This is a genomic window from Caulobacter sp. Root655, assembly GCF_001427665.1.
GTDB lineage: Bacteria > Pseudomonadota > Alphaproteobacteria > Caulobacterales > Caulobacteraceae > Caulobacter.
This window is the reverse complement of record NZ_LMHC01000001.1, coordinates 304,344-319,821: the sequence shown is the minus strand read 5'-3', so window position 1 is coordinate 319,821 and position 15,478 is coordinate 304,344. Positions and strand designations below refer to the sequence as shown.

The 15,478-nt window shown below is 69.6% G+C and carries 8 protein-coding genes; 1 reads left to right on the top strand and 7 read right to left on the bottom strand.

The genetic code is table 11. The features are described 5' to 3' along the window. Positions 1-25: 25 nt before the first annotated feature. The 4 genes from ASD79_RS01450 to ASD79_RS01435 all read right to left on the bottom strand — a co-directional run bounded on the left by ASD79_RS01450 (position 26) and on the right by ASD79_RS01435 (position 8,990). Positions 26-1,246, bottom strand: coding sequence for a DUF418 domain-containing protein (locus ASD79_RS01450; RefSeq protein ID WP_056719280.1), 1,221 nt, complete (start codon positions 1,244-1,246; stop codon positions 26-28). 82 nt (positions 1,247-1,328) lie between these two features. Then, positions 1,329-2,648 carry an MFS transporter gene (locus ASD79_RS01445; protein WP_056719279.1) on the bottom strand — a complete coding sequence of 440 codons (1,320 nt, stop codon included), beginning with the start codon at positions 2,646-2,648 and terminating at the stop codon, positions 1,329-1,331. A gap of 75 nt (positions 2,649-2,723) precedes the next feature. After that, on the bottom strand, positions 2,724-7,601 hold the full coding sequence (locus ASD79_RS01440) for an NAD-glutamate dehydrogenase (protein WP_056719278.1): 4,878 nt from the start codon (positions 7,599-7,601) through the stop codon (positions 2,724-2,726). Between the two features lie 258 nt (positions 7,602-7,859). Beyond that, positions 7,860-8,990, bottom strand: a complete 1,131-nt coding sequence (locus ASD79_RS01435) for an AI-2E family transporter (protein ID WP_056719277.1) — start codon at positions 8,988-8,990, stop codon at positions 7,860-7,862. A 114-nt stretch (positions 8,991-9,104) separates the two neighbouring features. Here ASD79_RS01435 and ASD79_RS01430 point away from each other — a divergent pair, with 114 nt between their 5' ends. After that, entirely contained in the window at positions 9,105-10,634 is a 1,530-nt protein-coding gene (locus ASD79_RS01430) for a helicase HerA-like domain-containing protein (protein WP_156400315.1), read from the top strand. 81 nt (positions 10,635-10,715) lie between these two features. On the opposite strand, the gene ASD79_RS01425 is transcribed toward ASD79_RS01430, so the two are convergent. The 3 genes from ASD79_RS01425 to ASD79_RS01415 all read right to left on the bottom strand — a co-directional run bounded on the left by ASD79_RS01425 (position 10,716) and on the right by ASD79_RS01415 (position 15,428). Beyond that, positions 10,716-13,205, bottom strand: a complete 2,490-nt coding sequence (locus tag ASD79_RS01425; RefSeq protein ID WP_235524322.1) for an EAL domain-containing protein — start codon at positions 13,203-13,205, stop codon at positions 10,716-10,718. A gap of 40 nt (positions 13,206-13,245) precedes the next feature. Beyond that, a complete protein-coding gene (gene galE, locus ASD79_RS01420) occupies positions 13,246-14,250 on the bottom strand; it encodes a UDP-glucose 4-epimerase GalE (RefSeq protein ID WP_056719274.1) in 1,005 nt (334 codons plus the stop codon). Positions 14,251-14,537: 287 nt separating this feature from the next. Beyond that, positions 14,538-15,428, bottom strand: coding sequence for a DMT family transporter (locus ASD79_RS01415; protein ID WP_255356961.1), 891 nt, complete (start codon positions 15,426-15,428; stop codon positions 14,538-14,540). Positions 15,429-15,478: the final 50 nt, after the last annotated feature.

Genomic DNA, 15,478 nt, shown 5'->3' with positions numbered 1-15,478 from the left:
TGATGCAATCAGGCCGGGAGGCGCTCTAGGCGGTGGCCGGAACCTTGGCCGGCTCCCGCCGCAGCGGCATCGGCCCGCGATAGGCCAGGCGCCACAGCCACTCCAGCGGCCCCATGGTGAAGCGCGCCATCCACCAGCGCGACCAGAGGATCTGCAAGGCCCAGATCGCCACGACGATCCCCGCCAGGGCCGGCCGGTCGACCTTGCCGAACAGGCCAGGGCCGCGCCCGCCGTAGAAGATCGCGGTCATCAGGATCGACTGGGTCAGATAGTTGGTGAAGGCCATCTGGCCGACCGGGGCCAGCGCCGCCGGGATCGCCTTCCAGACCTTGGCCCGCGCCGCCAGGACCATCAGGCCGACATAGCCCAGGCTGACCACCGGCGCGGTAGCGCTCTGCATCCAGCGGGCCAGGGCGCCCATCGCCCGGGGATGGTCGGGCAGGGTGGCATAAAACGCCTCGGCGAAGCCGACGACCGCGAGGGCGCCGAGGCCCACGGCGACCAGGGCGCGATAGACCCCGATCGAGGCCTTGCCGCTCAGAACGCCCAGCTTGTAGAGGCCCATGCCGATCAGCATCAGCGACAGCACCAGCAACGGCCAGGTCGGCGGCCAATGGCTGAAGGAGCCGACGACGAAGTCGGCATAGTCCTTGGCGTTCTGGACGAACGACTGGGTAAAGCCGCCGGCGTATTCGATGGTCTTGGCGTGGTTCTCGGCGGTGAACTTGGCCATGGCCGCGGCCGGCGGACCGCCGCCGCCCTTGGCCGCCTGCCGCAGGATGTTGAAGACGGTCCAGCCCGACAGGATCAGGTGCAGGCCGATCCCCGCCGCCAGCAGGCGCCTGGCCGGCCACGGCCTCGCCCACATGGCCAGCAGCCCGACCAGGGCGTAGGTGTGGAGCACGTCGCCCTGCCAGATCAGAAAGCCGTGGGCCAGGCCGATGGCCAGCAGGCTGACCAGGCGCAGGACCAGGATCCGGGTCCGCGAGCCGTCTCCCCCTTCGCCGCCGACCAGCAGCATCGAGGCGCCGAACAGCATCGCGAACAGCGAATAGAACTTCTGCTGGAAGAAGACCTGGGTGACCAGCCAGACCGCGACCGAGGCCGGCTGCTGGCCGTGCGGCCAATGGGTCAGGCTGGTGCCGACCGCCTCGGGAACCGCCGCCAGCGGGATGTTGCAGAGCAGGATGCCCAGGACCGCCAGACCCCGGAGGGAATCCAGCATCGCGATACGGTCTTTGGTCATCACGCCCCCAGGCCCCGCCAATGACGCGATCCTAACCGTGACCGCGAAAGGAACAACCCAGGGTTTTCAGGTCGAAATTATGTCAGGCTGCTTCCGGGCCCTGGCGCGGCACGCGGGCCAGGACCGCCGCCCCGGCGATCATGAACAGGGCCGAGACCGCGACGGCGATGCGCTGATCGCCGACCAGGCGGGTGCCGATGGCGATGACCAAGGGAGCCAGGAAGGCCGTGGCCTTGCCCGACAGGGCATAGAGCCCGAACCACCGCCCGCTCTCGCCGGCCGGCGCCAGTTGCGCCATCCAGGCCCGCAGGCTGGCCTGGGCCGGACCGAAGGTCAGGCCGACGAACAGGGAAAAGCCGAGGAACACCCGCTCGGGCAGGCTGGAGAACAGCGCTCCGCCGGGAACCGGCGCGGCGACCGGCCACACGAAGAACAGGCTGTCGCGGCCGACGCAGCCGACCCCGAACGCCCCGAACAGCACCACGCAGACGGCGATCAGCACCGTGGCCTTGGAGCCCAGCTTCTGGTCCACGCGCCCGCCGATGAAAGTGCCGATCCCGGCGGTGATCGACAGGGCGATGGCGTAGAGGCCCAGCTGGGTCGTGGTCCAGCCGAACAGGCCGGCGGCCAGCACGCCGCCGAAGGCGATGAAGCTGGAGATGCCGTCGCCGATCAGCATCCGGCCAATCAGAAAGCGCAGCATCCACGGCTTGCCGGGCAGCGAGCGGATCGTCGACCACAGCTCGGCCAGGGGCTTCCTGGCGCCGGTTTCCGGCGGCTGGGGCGCGGTGAGGATCAGCGGCCAGGCGAACAGCAGGAACCACAGGGCCACCAGCGGGCCGACCATCCGGTCGGGCTCGTGCAGCGCCTTTGACAGCCCCAGCATCGGGACCTGCGGCAGCGAGAAGCACAGCAGCACGATGAACAGCGAGATCAAGGCTCCGACATAGGCCAGGGCCCAGGCCGAGCCCGACAGCCGCCCCACCTCGCCCGGCTTGGCGACCAGCGGCAGCAGGGCGTTCATCACCGCGCTGCTGAGTTCGGCCGCCACGCCGGCCACCACCAGGCAGGCCAGGATCGGCAGGACGCGGTCCTGGGCGCCGGGCACGGCGAACCACAGGGCGGCGCTGGCGAGGACGAAGGGAAAGGCCAGGCCGACCAGCCAGGCGCGCGGATTGCGCCGGGCGTCGACCGAAGCTCCGACCAGCGGGCTGAACACCGCGATCAGCAGGCCCGAGACCGCGCCGGCATAGCCCAGCAGGCTCTGGCCCCGCGCCGCGTCACCGACGAAGCCGGCGGCGAAATAGGGGGTGAAGATGAAGGTGGCGATCAGCGCCCAATAGGGCTGCTGGGCCCATTCGTAGAGCGCCCACGCGGCCCGCCGCCGATCGCCTTGGTCCATAGGCGTCCCCCAAACTGGAGACGGTTATAGACGAACCCTCTCCCGCCGGGAGAGGGTTTCAGTACGGCGCCCCTTCTACGACGCCGTCGCCAGCCCGCGCAGCGCCGCGTTGGCGATGGTCAGCTTGGCGAAGGTCCAGCCGCCGCCGGCCTGCTCGATGTCCTCGACCGTGCGCTTGGCGGCGCGGACGGTGTCGGTGCGCAGGGCCGCCCACGAGGTGGTCGCCGCCTTGGCCGAGGCCTCGTCGTCGCCGGCCTGGGCGTTGGCCGAGAACTTCAGCACCGCCTGGGTGATGGCCGTCTGCTCGCCGAGCATGTCCTCGATCAGCCGGCGCACGGCCAGCCGCTCGAAGGGGTCGCCGCCGACGAACGAGCCGGCCGCGCCGCGCAGGCGGTCGAAGCCGAAGGCCGCGCCAACCTGGTGGTAGAGGCGGGCGACGTTCTCGACCGGCCAGCTGGAGGCGTTGCCCAGATCGACCAGGTCGGCCGCCGTGGTCAGGGGTTGCAGGGCCGCCACGGCCTGGGCCAGGGCCTCCGGCGCGCCGTCGGCCATGTAGAACTTGGCTCGCTTGGCCGAGGCCTTCTGCTCGAACGACGACAGGATGGCCGGGGTCAGAGCGCTGAGCGCCTTCACCGACGGGCCGTAGGCCTCGACCAGCTTGTCGACCGTCAGCTTGTCGCGGAACGCCCGCCGGGCCAGCCAGAAGGTCAGGCTGCGCAAGGCGTAGGCCAGGGCCTTGTACAGCGCCGTCTGGCCGGCGGCCGAGGCCTTGCCGTCCAGGGCCGAGACCTGGTCCCACAGGGCGTCGATCCCGAGAATCTCGCGGGCGGCGGCGAAGGCCGTGACCAGGGCCGTGGTGTCGCAGCCGGCGGCGGCCCGCAGGCGGCTCGGGAAGGTCGGGCCGCACATGTTGATCATCTGGTTGTCGAGCACCGTGGCGATGATCTCGCGCTTCAGCCGGTGGCGCTGCATCTCGTTGGCATATTTGCCCAGCGCGGGCGGGAAATAGCCCAGCAGCGTCGCCTCGAACCACGAATCGTCCGGCGCGGCCGACGCGACGATGTCGTCGAACAGGTCGATCTTGCCATAGGCCAGCAGCACCGCCAGTTCCGGCCGGGTCAGGCCCTTGCCGACCTTGGCGCGCTCGGACAGCACGGCGGCCTCGGGCAGGCCCTCGACCCGGCGGTCCAGCCGGCCCTTGGCCTCCAGCTCGGCCATGAACCGGGCGTGGGAATCGACTTCCGACACCGCGTCGCTTTCCATCAGCGTCAGGGCCAGGGTCTGGTCGTAGTTGTCGGCCAGGACGTGGCTCGCCACGTCGTCGGTCATGGTCGGCAGCAGCTGATTGCGGCTGTCGCGCGTCAGCTTGCCGCCGCGCTCCAGGATCCCGGTGAGGATCTTGATGTTGACCTCGTGGTCGGAACTGTCGACCCCGGCCGAGTTGTCGATGGCGTCGGTGTTGATGTGGCCGCCCGCCCCGCCCGCGCCCATTTGCGCGAACTCGATGCGGCCGGCCTGGGTGAGACCCAGATTGGCCCCCTCGCCCACCACCTTGACCCGCAGGTCGGCGCCGTTGACGCGGATGGCGTCATTGGCCTTGTCGCCGGCTTCGGCCTGGCTCTCGCCCCTGGCCTTCACATAGGTGCCGATGCCGCCGAGATAGAGCAGCTCGGCCTTTGACTTGAGGATCGCGGTCAGCAGTTCGGCCGGCGTCACCGTCTCGGCCTTGATCTCGAACAGGGCCCGCACCTCGGGCGACAGGGTGATGGTCTTCAGCGAGCGGGCGAACACCCCGCCGCCCTTGGAGATCAGGCTCTTGTCGTAATCGTCCCACGACGAGCGCGGCAGCTTGAACATCCGGTCGCGTTCGGCCCACGAGGTCGCCACGTCCGGATCGGGGTCGACGAAGATGTGGCGGTGGTCGAAGGCGGCCAGCAGCCTGGTCTGCCTGGACAGCAGCATGCCGTTGCCGAACACGTCGCCGCTCATGTCGCCGACCCCGACCACGGTGAACGGTTCGGCCTGGATGTCCTTGCCCAGTTCGCGGAAGTGGCGCTTGACCGCTTCCCAGGCCCCGCGGGCGGTAATGCCCATGACCTTGTGGTCGTAGCCGACCGACCCACCCGAGGCGAAGGCGTCGCCCAGCCAGAAGCCGTAGTCCTCGGCCACGCCGTTGGCGATGTCGGAGAAGGTGGCCGTGCCCTTGTCGGCGGCGACGACCAGATAGGGGTCCTCGCCGTCATGGCTGATCACCCCGACCGGCGGCACGACCTTGTTGTCGGCGTCGATGTTGTCGGTGATGTCGAGCAGGCCCGACAGGAAGGTCTTGTAGGCGCGGATCGCCTCGGCCCGGATGGCGTCCGGCGTGCCGCCGCGCGGCAGGTTTTTCGGGAAGAAGCCGCCCTTGGAGCCGACCGGCACGATCACCGCGTTCTTGACCTGCTGGGCCTTGACCAGGCCGAGCACCTCGGTGCGGAAGTCGTCGCGACGGTCGCTCCAGCGCAGGCCGCCCCGGGCCACGGGCCCAAAGCGCAGATGCACGCCCTCGACGTGCGGGGCCGAGACGTAGATTTCGCGATAGGGCTTGGGGGCCGGCAGGTCGTCCAGTTCCCGCGACGCTATCTTGTAGCTGATATAGGGCTTGGGCTCGCCGTCCTCGCCCACCTGGAAGAAGTTGGTGCGCTGGATGGCGCCGACCAGGGCGGCGATACGGCGCAGGACGCGGTCGGCGTCCAGGCTTTCCACCGCCTGCAGGGCCTCGCCGATCTTGGCCTCCACCGCCTTGGCCTGCTCTTCCCTGGCCTTGAGGTCGGCGCGGACGGCCGGATCGAACTTGATGCGGAACAGGTCGAGGATCAGCCGGGTGACGCCGGGATTGTCCGACAGCGCCTGCTCCTGCACGCCCTGGCTGGGGTCCAGGCCGGTCTGCTGGCGGTAGCGGGCCAGGGCGCGGACCAGGGCGGCCTCGCGCCAGCCGACGCCCAGTTCCAGCACCAGGCGGTTGAAGCCGTCGCTCTCGGCGCGACCGGTCCAGATGGCGACGAAGGCGGCCTCGAAGGCCGACTTCACGTCGCCGAACGACAGGTGTTCGCCCTGCTCGTCGCGCAGGGTGAACTCGTGCACCCAGACCTTGCCGTGCGTGCTCCCTACACTGGTATTGGCGGCCGGGGTCAGCTTGAAGCCGTCCTCGATCAGGGCCTTCAGCCCCATGTGCTCGAGGATCGGCAGAACGTCGGCCAGGGGCGCGGCGGCGCCGGGCCGGTAGAGCTTGAAGCGGAAGGTCAGCTTGTCGTCGTCGGCGTGGCGGAAGCCGCGCACGCGGACGGCCTCGCCCTGCGCCAGATCGTCGATGACCGCGATGTCGGCCAGGGCCTCGGCGGCGTCGTACTGGTCGCGATAGCCGGGCGGGAAGGCGGTCAGGTAGCGGGCCAGGGTCTCGGCCACGCGGCCGGGGGCTCCGCCCTCGCGCACGGCGACCTCGAAGCGGTCTTCCCAGGTGCGGGCGGTTTCGGCGACGGCGGCTTCCAGGTCGGCCAGGTCCGGGTCGCCATGCTTGCCGGGCGTGACGCCCAGAACATAGTGCACCCGGGCCAGCGGGGCGTCGGAGAAGCTGGGATAATAGGCCGAAACGCGGCCCTCGAAGGCCTGAGCCAGGATCTTGCCGGCCCGTTCGCGGACGCCGGAATCGTAGCGCTCGCGCGGCACGAACATCAGCACCGATATGAAGCGGTCGAACGGGTCGCGGCGGGCGAACAGCCGCACGCGCGGCCGATCGTAGAGGTGCAGCACCCCCAGCGCCATGGTCAGCAGCTCGCCCTCGGGAATCTGGAACAGCTCGTCGCGCGGCCAGGTCTCGAGGATGTTGCGCAGGCGCTTGCCATTGTGGCTGTCGGGGTCCTTGCCGGCCTGGTCGAGCACGTGCTCGACCTTGCGGCGGATCACCGGCACCTCGTGGGCGGGGGTCTCGTAGGCCTCGGCGGTGAACAGGCCGACGAAGCGGACCTCGCCCGACGCCTTGCCGTCGGCGCCGTAACGCCGCACGCCGACATAGTCCATGTAGCCGCGGCGGTGGACCTTGGAGCGCAGGTTCGACTTGGCCACCACCAGGGGCGCGCCCAGCAGCAGGTGGTCGCGGACCTGGGGCGACAGGATCGCCGGCTCGCTCTCACGCCGCAGGACGGTGCGGGTCTGGTCGCGCAGCACGCCCAGACTGCCCTCGGGCTGGTACAGCGGCTCCTCGGCCGCATAACCGCCGTCGGCGGTGCGGGGATATTCGTAGACCCGGGCCCCCAGGAACACGAAGTGGTCGCCTTCCAGCCAGTCGAGGAAGGCCAGGCCCTCGGCCCGTTCGACCTCCGGGATGGCGACGGGCGAGTCGCGCAGGGCGTCGATCGTGCGGCGCATCAGCGCCTTCATGCCGTCGGAGTCGTCGACCGCCAGCTGGACGTCGGCCAGGGTCTCGCGGACGGCGGCGATCAGGGCGGCCTCGCGGTCTTCACCGACCGGGGCCAGATAGACCTGGATCATCGAGCGGCGGCCGGCGGCGGTCTCGACCACCGGGTGGAACATGGCGCGGACCGAGAAGCCCTGCTCGGCGATGGCGCCCATGATGCTGTCGACCAGGAACGGACGGTCGGGCTGGACGATCTCCAGCAGGTCGCTCTTCAGGTCGGTCCCGTCGGCGCGGCGGGCGCGGCGGATGCGCAGCGAGACGGGCTGTTCGCCCGTGTTTGGAGCGGTTTCGCCGAAGCGCCAGAAGTCGATCAGGCCGTGGGCGATGTCGTCGGCGGCGAAGCCCGGCAGTTCCTCGGCCGACCAGTCTTCCTGCGCCTGAGCGACGAACTGGCGTAGCGGCTCGGTCAGCGCCCCCTGCCCCAGAGCCGCGCCGAAGGCTGTGATCAGGCCTTCCGATTGAGCTGCGGCCGCCTTGGGGTCAAGTTTTTCACCGACCATGGGATTTCCTCGCGAATTTTTGGCGACAACCTAGCCCTTTCAGGCCTGGTTTCAACCGTAACCGGAAAAAATGGGCGAAGATCTTGCCGCGATCACTCGGACACGGAAGCGCCGCCGGTGGGGGAACCGGCGGCGCAGGCCCGCCGGGGGGGCGACGGGCGGTTCCGCATCGGACGCTCCGGAAAATCGGTCTGCGTCGCGCGGGGGTCGGCGTGGGGGGACACCGACAGGACCTAGATAGGAAGGCCATTTGGGATGTTAAGTCCCCTTGATCGAGTTCTGTCGAGAAGCCGCCCGAACGCCGCGCTTTTTTGGCGCCGCGCCCGGCGGAGGGGTGTCCAGGGCCGCGCCGCTGGGGTCCCCGTCCTCCGACAACAGGATGGCGATCCAGCGCGTGCCGTCGAACTGGGCCAGGATCAGCATCACCGCCACGGTCAGCGGCGTCGACAGGAACATGCCGGTGACGCCCCACAGGGCGCCCCAGACCGCCAGCGACAGCAGCACCACCGTCGGGTCCATGTTCAGGGTGTCGCCCTGCATGCGCGGCAGGATCACGTTGCCGACCACGAAATAGATGACCTCGAGCGCGGCGAACAGGATCACGGCCGGCCAGAAGCTGTGGGGGAACTGCACCAAGGCGAACAGCGGCGGCAGGATGCAGCCGATCGCCCCGCCGAGTATGGGGATATAGGCGGCGATGAAGATCAGGAAGGCCCAGAACATGGCGTTGTCCAGGCCGACCAGCATCATCACCGCCCAGGCGGCGACGGCGATGATCAGGCCGGTGACGGTCTGGATCCACAGGTACTGCTCGATGCCGTTGCGGATGCGCTGGAACAGCTGCATGGCCCCGTCGCGCTCGGCGTGGTGGGGGTAGAGGGCCACGATCTTGCGGCTGAAGCCGCGCCGCGAAGCGATGATGAAACCCAGATAGATCAGGACCAGCACCGCGTTGGAGGCGAAGTTCTGCAGGCTCTGGGCGGCCGCCCCGGCGTAGCGGGTCGGATTGAGCTGGTTGATCAGGTCGCCGATGGTCGGCGCCACCTTGACCCCGACCAGCGAGGCGACCTGGGCGATCACGTCGTTGAGGCGCGGCGCGTAGTCGCGCATCTGCCCGACGAAGCTGGCGCCATTGGCCGTCACCACCCAGACCGACAGGCCGAACATGGCGATCGACAGCAGGATGGCGCTGGGCAGGGCCAGGTCCTTGGGGAAGCGCGGCACGCGTTGCAGCAGGACCCGGGCGAAGCTGTCGATCATCACCGCCAGGAACACCGCCATGGCCAGGGGCGTGAGGATTCCGCGCATCCAGTACAGCGCGGCCCCCCCGGCGACGACCGCCAGGAACACCAGGGCGTTGCGGCCGGTGATCGAGGGCGAAATGGACATCGGCGGTATCTCTCTTGAAAGGTCTGTAAAAGACTTGCGCCACTTTGCGCGACGCGATTGGCGCGGCGCAAGGCCGAGGCTACGGTTACACCCTCAATATGAAGGACGTTGCGTATGACCCTGGTGATCGGCGAAGGCGAAATCCTGATCGGGCTCGGCGAAGGGGCCGTGACCCAGCGGCTTGACCGGTCCAACCGCCACGGCGTGGTGGCCGGGGCGACGGGCACGGGCAAGACCGTGACCCTGCAGATCATGGCCCAGGCCTTTTCCGACGCCGGGGTGCCGGTGTTCGCCGCCGACGTGAAGGGCGACCTTTCGGGCATCGCCGCCCTGGGCGCGCCGAACGAGAAGATGCTGGCCCGCGCCGCCTCGATGGACCTGGCCCTGACCCCGGCCGCGCCGCCGACCATGTTCTGGGACCTGTTCGGCCAGAAGGGCCACCCGATCCGCACCACCATCTCCGAGATGGGCCCGGTGCTGCTGTCGCGGCTGCTGGAACTGAACGACGTGCAGGAGGGCGTGCTGACCGTGGTCTTCCACGTCGCCGACAAGGACGGCCTGCTGCTTTTGGACCTCAAGGACCTGCAGGCGGCGCTGAAATACGTCGCCGACCACGCCGCCGACATCGGCACCCAGTACGGCAACGTCGCCCCGGCCACGGTCGGCTCGATCCAGCGCAAGCTGCTGACCCTGCAAAGCCAGGGGGCCGAGAACTTCTTCGGCGAGCCGGCCCTGAAGCTGACCGACCTCATGCGCACCGACGCGGCCGGCCGCGGCTATGTGAACATCCTGGCCGCCGACACGCTGATCCAGTCGCCCAAGCTCTATTCCACCTTCCTGCTGTGGCTGTTGTCGGAGCTGTTCGAGGAACTGCCCGAGATCGGCGACCCGGACAAACCCAAGCTGGTGTTCTTCTTCGACGAGGCCCACCTGCTGTTCAACGACGCCGAGAAGCCGCTGCTGGAGAAGATCGAGCAGGTCGTGCGGCTGATCCGCTCCAAGGGCGTGGGCATCTATTTCGTCACCCAGAACCCGGCCGACATCCCCGACGCGGTGCTGGGCCAACTGGGCGCGCGCGTCCAGCACGCCCTGCGCGCCTACACCCCCGCCGACCAGAAGGGGCTCCGAGCGGCGGCCCAGTCGTTCCGGGTCAATCCCGGCTTCGACACCGCCGAGACCATCCAGGCCCTGGGGGTCGGCGAGGCCCTGGTCTCGACCCTGGACGCCAAGGGCGCGCCCTGCGTGGTGCAGAAGACCTTGATCCGCCCGCCGGCCTCGCGCCTGGGTCCGCTGACCCCCGAGGAGCGCGTCGCCCTGATCGCCAAGAGCCCGGTCGCCGGCCTCTACGACACCACCCTGGACCGCGCCTCGGCCTACGAGACGCTGCAGGGCCGCGCGGCCCAGGTCCAGCAGCAGGCCGACGCGGCCGCCGACCAGGCCGAGCTGGAGCGCCAGGACGCGGCGGCGGAAAAGGTTCGTGAACGCGAGGCGGCCCAGGCCGCCCGCGCCGCGCCCAAGCCCCGCGCCTCGAGTCGTCAGTCGATGGGCGAGACCTTCGCCAAGTCGTTGCTGCGCACCCTGGCCAGCCAGGCCGGTCGCGAGATCATGCGCGGCGTCCTGGGCGGACTGACGCGGCGGCGGTAGGCGCGACCGCCGCTATCGATGTCATTCCGGACGGCCCGAAGGGACGATCCGGGATGACAGGCTATTAGCGCAGGCCGCTGCTCAAGCCGCGTCGCGGTCGGCCGCCTTGGCCTCTTTCGCCGGGACCTCTTCCGTCTTGGTCGAAGCCGCCTTGCGTTTCTTGGGTGCGGCGGCGGCCACGCTAGCCAGGGTCCAGGCCGACAGGGTGTCGACCGGGGCCGGGCGGCCGATCGCGTAGCCCTGCAGTTCGGCGCAATCCTCGCCGCGCAGGAAGTCGATCTGTTCCTGGGTCTCGACGCCCTCGGCGACGCACGGGATGTCCAGGCTGCGGCCCAGGCCCAGCACGGCCCGGACGATCACCGTCGCCCGGTCGTGGCGGTGGATGTTCTCGACGAAGCTCTTGTCGATCTTGATCTTGTCGAACGGGAACGACTGCAAGGTCGACAGTGACGAGAAGCCGGTGCCGAAGTCGTCCATGGCGATGCGCACGCCCAACGCCTTCAGCCGGCGCAGGTTGTCGAGCGCCCGCTGATAGTCCTTGAACAGGGCGCTCTCGGTGACCTCGAGCTCCAGCCGCTTGGGGGCCAGCCCCGTCTGGATCAGGATTTCGTGCACGACGGTCGACAGGTTGGGCTGGTTCAGCTGCAGCGGCGACAGGTTGACGGCGATGCGCAGCGGACGCTCCCAGGTGACGGCGTCGGCGCAGGCGCGACGCAGCACCCACTCGCCCAGCTGGGTGATCAGGCCGTTTTCCTCGGCGATCGGAATGAACTCCAGCGGCGGGATCATGCCGCGCACCGGGTGGTTCCAGCGCACCAGGGCCTCGAAGCCGCAGACCACGCCGTCCGAGGCCGTGGCCAACGGCTGGTAATGGACGACCAGATCCTCATCGATGATCGACTGGCGCAACTCCCGCGCCATGGTCCGGCGCTCGCGGATCGACTCGTCCATCTCGCGCTTGAAGAAGCGATAGGCGCCGCGGCCGCTTTCCTTGGCGCGATAGAGCGCCATGTCGGCGTTGGCCAACAGGGCTTCGGCGGTGCGACCGTCGTCGGGGAACAGCGAGACCCCCAGGCTGGCGCCCATGGCCAGCTCCTGGCCTTCGTAGGAAGCGGGAACCGACAACGCCTCGAGCAGGTGGCCGGCCAGTTCGGCGGCCGCGCCCGGCTGGTCGCCGGCGGCGATCTGGACGACGATGAACTCGTCGCCACCCAGACGGGCGGCGAAGGACGGCGCGGTCACCGAATCCTGCAGACGGCGAGCGGTCTCGACCAGCAGGGCGTCGCCCGCCAGGTGACCGTGCAGGTCGTTGGCTTCCTTGAAATGGTCCAGGTCGATGCAGACCAGCGACAGGCTCTCGCCCGAAGCCTCGACCCGGTCCAAGGCCGCGGCCAGGCGCGATTGCAACGAGTTGCGGTTGGGCAGGCCGGTCAGGCCGTCATGTTCGGCCAGGTAGCGGATCTTCTCCTCGGCCGAGCGGCGCTCGCGCAGGTCACGGACCGCCAGGACGGTGAGGCCCGAGGTCTCGCGACGCGCGCCGTCGTCCATCAGGCGGGAGAACACCTCGATGGGGATCTGCCGTCCGCCGTCGACCGGTTGCAGCGCGCCTTCGCGACGCACGCCCTCGCGGGTCGGGGCTTCGGTGTCGAAGGTCAGCAGGTTCGAGACCGGCGTGCCCAGCAAGGTGTCCAGTTCGACCCCGGCCAGCTCGCAGAAGGCGGCGTTGGCGTCGTTGATGAGGCCGTCCTGGACGACGATGATGCCTTCATAGGCAGCGTTGGCCAGGCGGCGGATACGGTCCAGAGCCGAGCGGCTGGTCTGGGATTCGATGGCCACGGCGCCCAGGCCGCCGAGGATGATCATGCCGGTGATGGAGGTCACCGCCAGCGTCAGGATGGCGCCCGACAGCATCTGCTCGGGCACGACGATGGCGGGGTCGGGGACGATGGTGATCGCGCCCATGCCGACGAAGTGCAGGGCGCAGACGCCGACCGTCAGGATCGCGCCGCCGCCGAGCTGCTTGAGTAGGGTGCGGGCGCGTCCGCCCACGGTCAGGGCCAGGGCGGCGCCGCAGACGCCCAGCAGCACCGAAGCCGCCACGGTGGCCTGTTCCCACTGCACGAAGCCCTGGGTCACGAAGGCCGACATGCCGGTGTAGTGCATCGCCGCGATGCCCATGCCCAGGATCAGGCCGCCGGCGAAGTCGTTGGTGCGAGTGCGCTGGGCCGAGGCCACGGCGAAGCCGCCGGCCATGAACATCACCGAGATCATCAGCGACAGCAGGGTGCCGCTGGGGCTGTAGCCGGTCTTCAGGCCGGGATCGTAGGCGACCATGGCGATGAAGTGGGTGGCCCAGACGCCCGATCCCGACACCAGGCCGGTCAGCAGCAGCCAGGCGGCCCGCACCACGCCCGTGGCGCCGCGCATGCGTGAATAGAGCCGAAACGCCGTGAAGCACGCGGCGAAACAGATCAGGCCGGCGACGACGACCAGACGAAGGTCATGCTCCGTCGTCAGGCAGGTCAAAACCTTCAACACACGCAGGTCCCCCAGGGAGTTCCTGCTAGCAATAACGGTGAAGGTGCAAAAAAAGCGTTTCGCGAAATGCGCGCTATCGGCGTGCGACCGCTGGGGTTGCAACCTGGCTCGCGCGCCCGGAGTGCCAGCGCCAGGCGCTGCCCAGGATGGCGTCCAGGTCGCGGGTCGGCGCCCAGCCCAGGCGTTGGCGGGCCAGGGCGTTGTCGCCCACCAGCACCGGCGCGTCGCCCAGCCGCCGGGGGGCGTTGACCACCGGCAGGGACCGGCCCGACACCCGCTCGACGCCGGCGATCATCTCGCGGACGGTCGTGCCGTGCCCCGTGCCCAGGTTGAACATCGCCGCCTCGCCGCCGCCCAGCAGGTGGCGCAGGGCCAGGACGTGGGCGTCGGCCAGGTCGAGCACGTGGACGTAGTCGCGCACGGCGGTGCCGTCGCGGGTGTCGTAGTCGTCGCCGAAGATCGTGAAATGCTCCCGACGCCCCAGGGCCACGTCGATGGCCAGGGGGATGGCGTGGGTCTCGGGCTCGTGCCACTCGCCGATGCGGCCTTCGGGATCGGCCCCGGCGGCGTTGAAGTAGCGCAGGGCCACGCTGCGGAAGCCCACATAGCGCGCATAGTCGGCCAAGGCCTGTTCGACCATCAGCTTGCTGCGGCCGTAGGGATTGAGCGGGTTCTGCGGGTGGTCCTCGGCCATCGGCAGGCCGATCGGATCGCCGAAGGTGGCGCAGGTCGAGGAGAACACCAGGGCCTCGACGCCGGCGCGCCGGGTCGCCTCGATCAGCGAGATCGCCCCGCCGACGTTGTTGTCGAAGAACTTGCCCGGGTTCTTGGTGGATTCCCCCACCTCGATGCTGGCGGCGAAGTGCAGCACGGCCACCGGCTTGTGGGCGGCGAACACCGCGTCCAGGCGCGCGCCGTCGCGGATGTCGCCCTGCTCGAGGGGGCCCCATTGCACGTGCTCGCGGTGACCGTTGGACAGGTCGTCGAACACCACGGGCAGGAAGCCCTCCTGCGCCAGGCGCAGGCAGGTGTGCGATCCGACATAGCCGGCGCCGCCGGCCACCAATACGGTCTGCATCAGAAGGTCTCCATCCGTGGTCGAATGATCGTCGTCGAGAAGGGCGCGCTCAAGGCCCGCCCGATCCTTCCCCTCCCCCGATTCGCGGACTTCTTGGCGGCGCCGAAGAGACCGCCATCGTACGTCGCCGCGCGAACGATGAATCCCGGGATCGCCAAACCGCCGTGCCGCCAATGGCCGCCGAGGTCAAGCCCGCGCGCGACGCGACGACCGACATCTTTGGTCCCCGCCCCTGTTACGGGACGATATGGACAGGTTGATGACGACATTCGCGGCCGCTTGTCAGCCTAGGGCGGCGGCTCGGCCGCCGCCTTGAGGCGCGACAGCCGGTGCTCGCGCACGCTGATATAGAGGGTCGAGGCCACGACGACGGCCGCGCCCGCCAGCACGGCCGGACTGGGCGTCTCGTGGAACAGCAGGAAGCCGGCGGCCACCGCGAACACCAGGCGGGTATAGTCGATGGGCGCCATCACCGCCGCCTCGCCGGCCTCCATGCCTTTGATGTAGCAGCCCTGGGTCAGGGTGCCGATCACCCCCATCAGGGCCAGCAGGCCCAGGTCGGGCCAGTTGGGCCAGCGCCAGACGAACAGGGCTGGCGGGATCGAGAACACCAGGCCCAGCCCCGCCGCGTAGACCAGCAGGGTGAAGGGCGAGTGGTCGCGGGTCATCACCTTCATGCCGGTGATGGTCAGGGCGAACAGCAGGGCCGAGGCCAGGGCCGCCGCCTGCGGCCAGCCCAGCCAGTGGGCGCCATCGCCGCCCGGCTTGAGCATGATCAGCACGCCGACGAAGCCGACCCCGGCGGCGGCGATCCGCATCGGGCCCAGCGGCTCGCGCAGCACCAGGGCCGCCAGCGGGACGAGCCACAGAGTGCGAGTGAACGACAGGGCGTTGGCGTCGGCCAGCGGCAGTTCCTGATAGGCATAGAAGGCCAGGATCATCGCCAGCACGCCGGCGCTGGAGCGGAAGATCAGGATGCCCGGGCGCGTGGTGCGCAACGCCCCGCGCCAGTCGCGCGCCACCAGGGGCAGCAGCACGATCACCCCGGCCAACTGGCGATAGAAGGTCTGCAGCGCGGCCGGATAGCCCGCCCCCAGATACTTGATCAGCGTGGTCATGGCGGTGAACAGCACCGCCGAGGCCAGCATCCACAGCGCGCCGCGCAGATTGGGGGTCAGCCGGGCCCCGAACCCGCGCCTCGCGGCCAGCAGGCTCACGACTTGGCCAT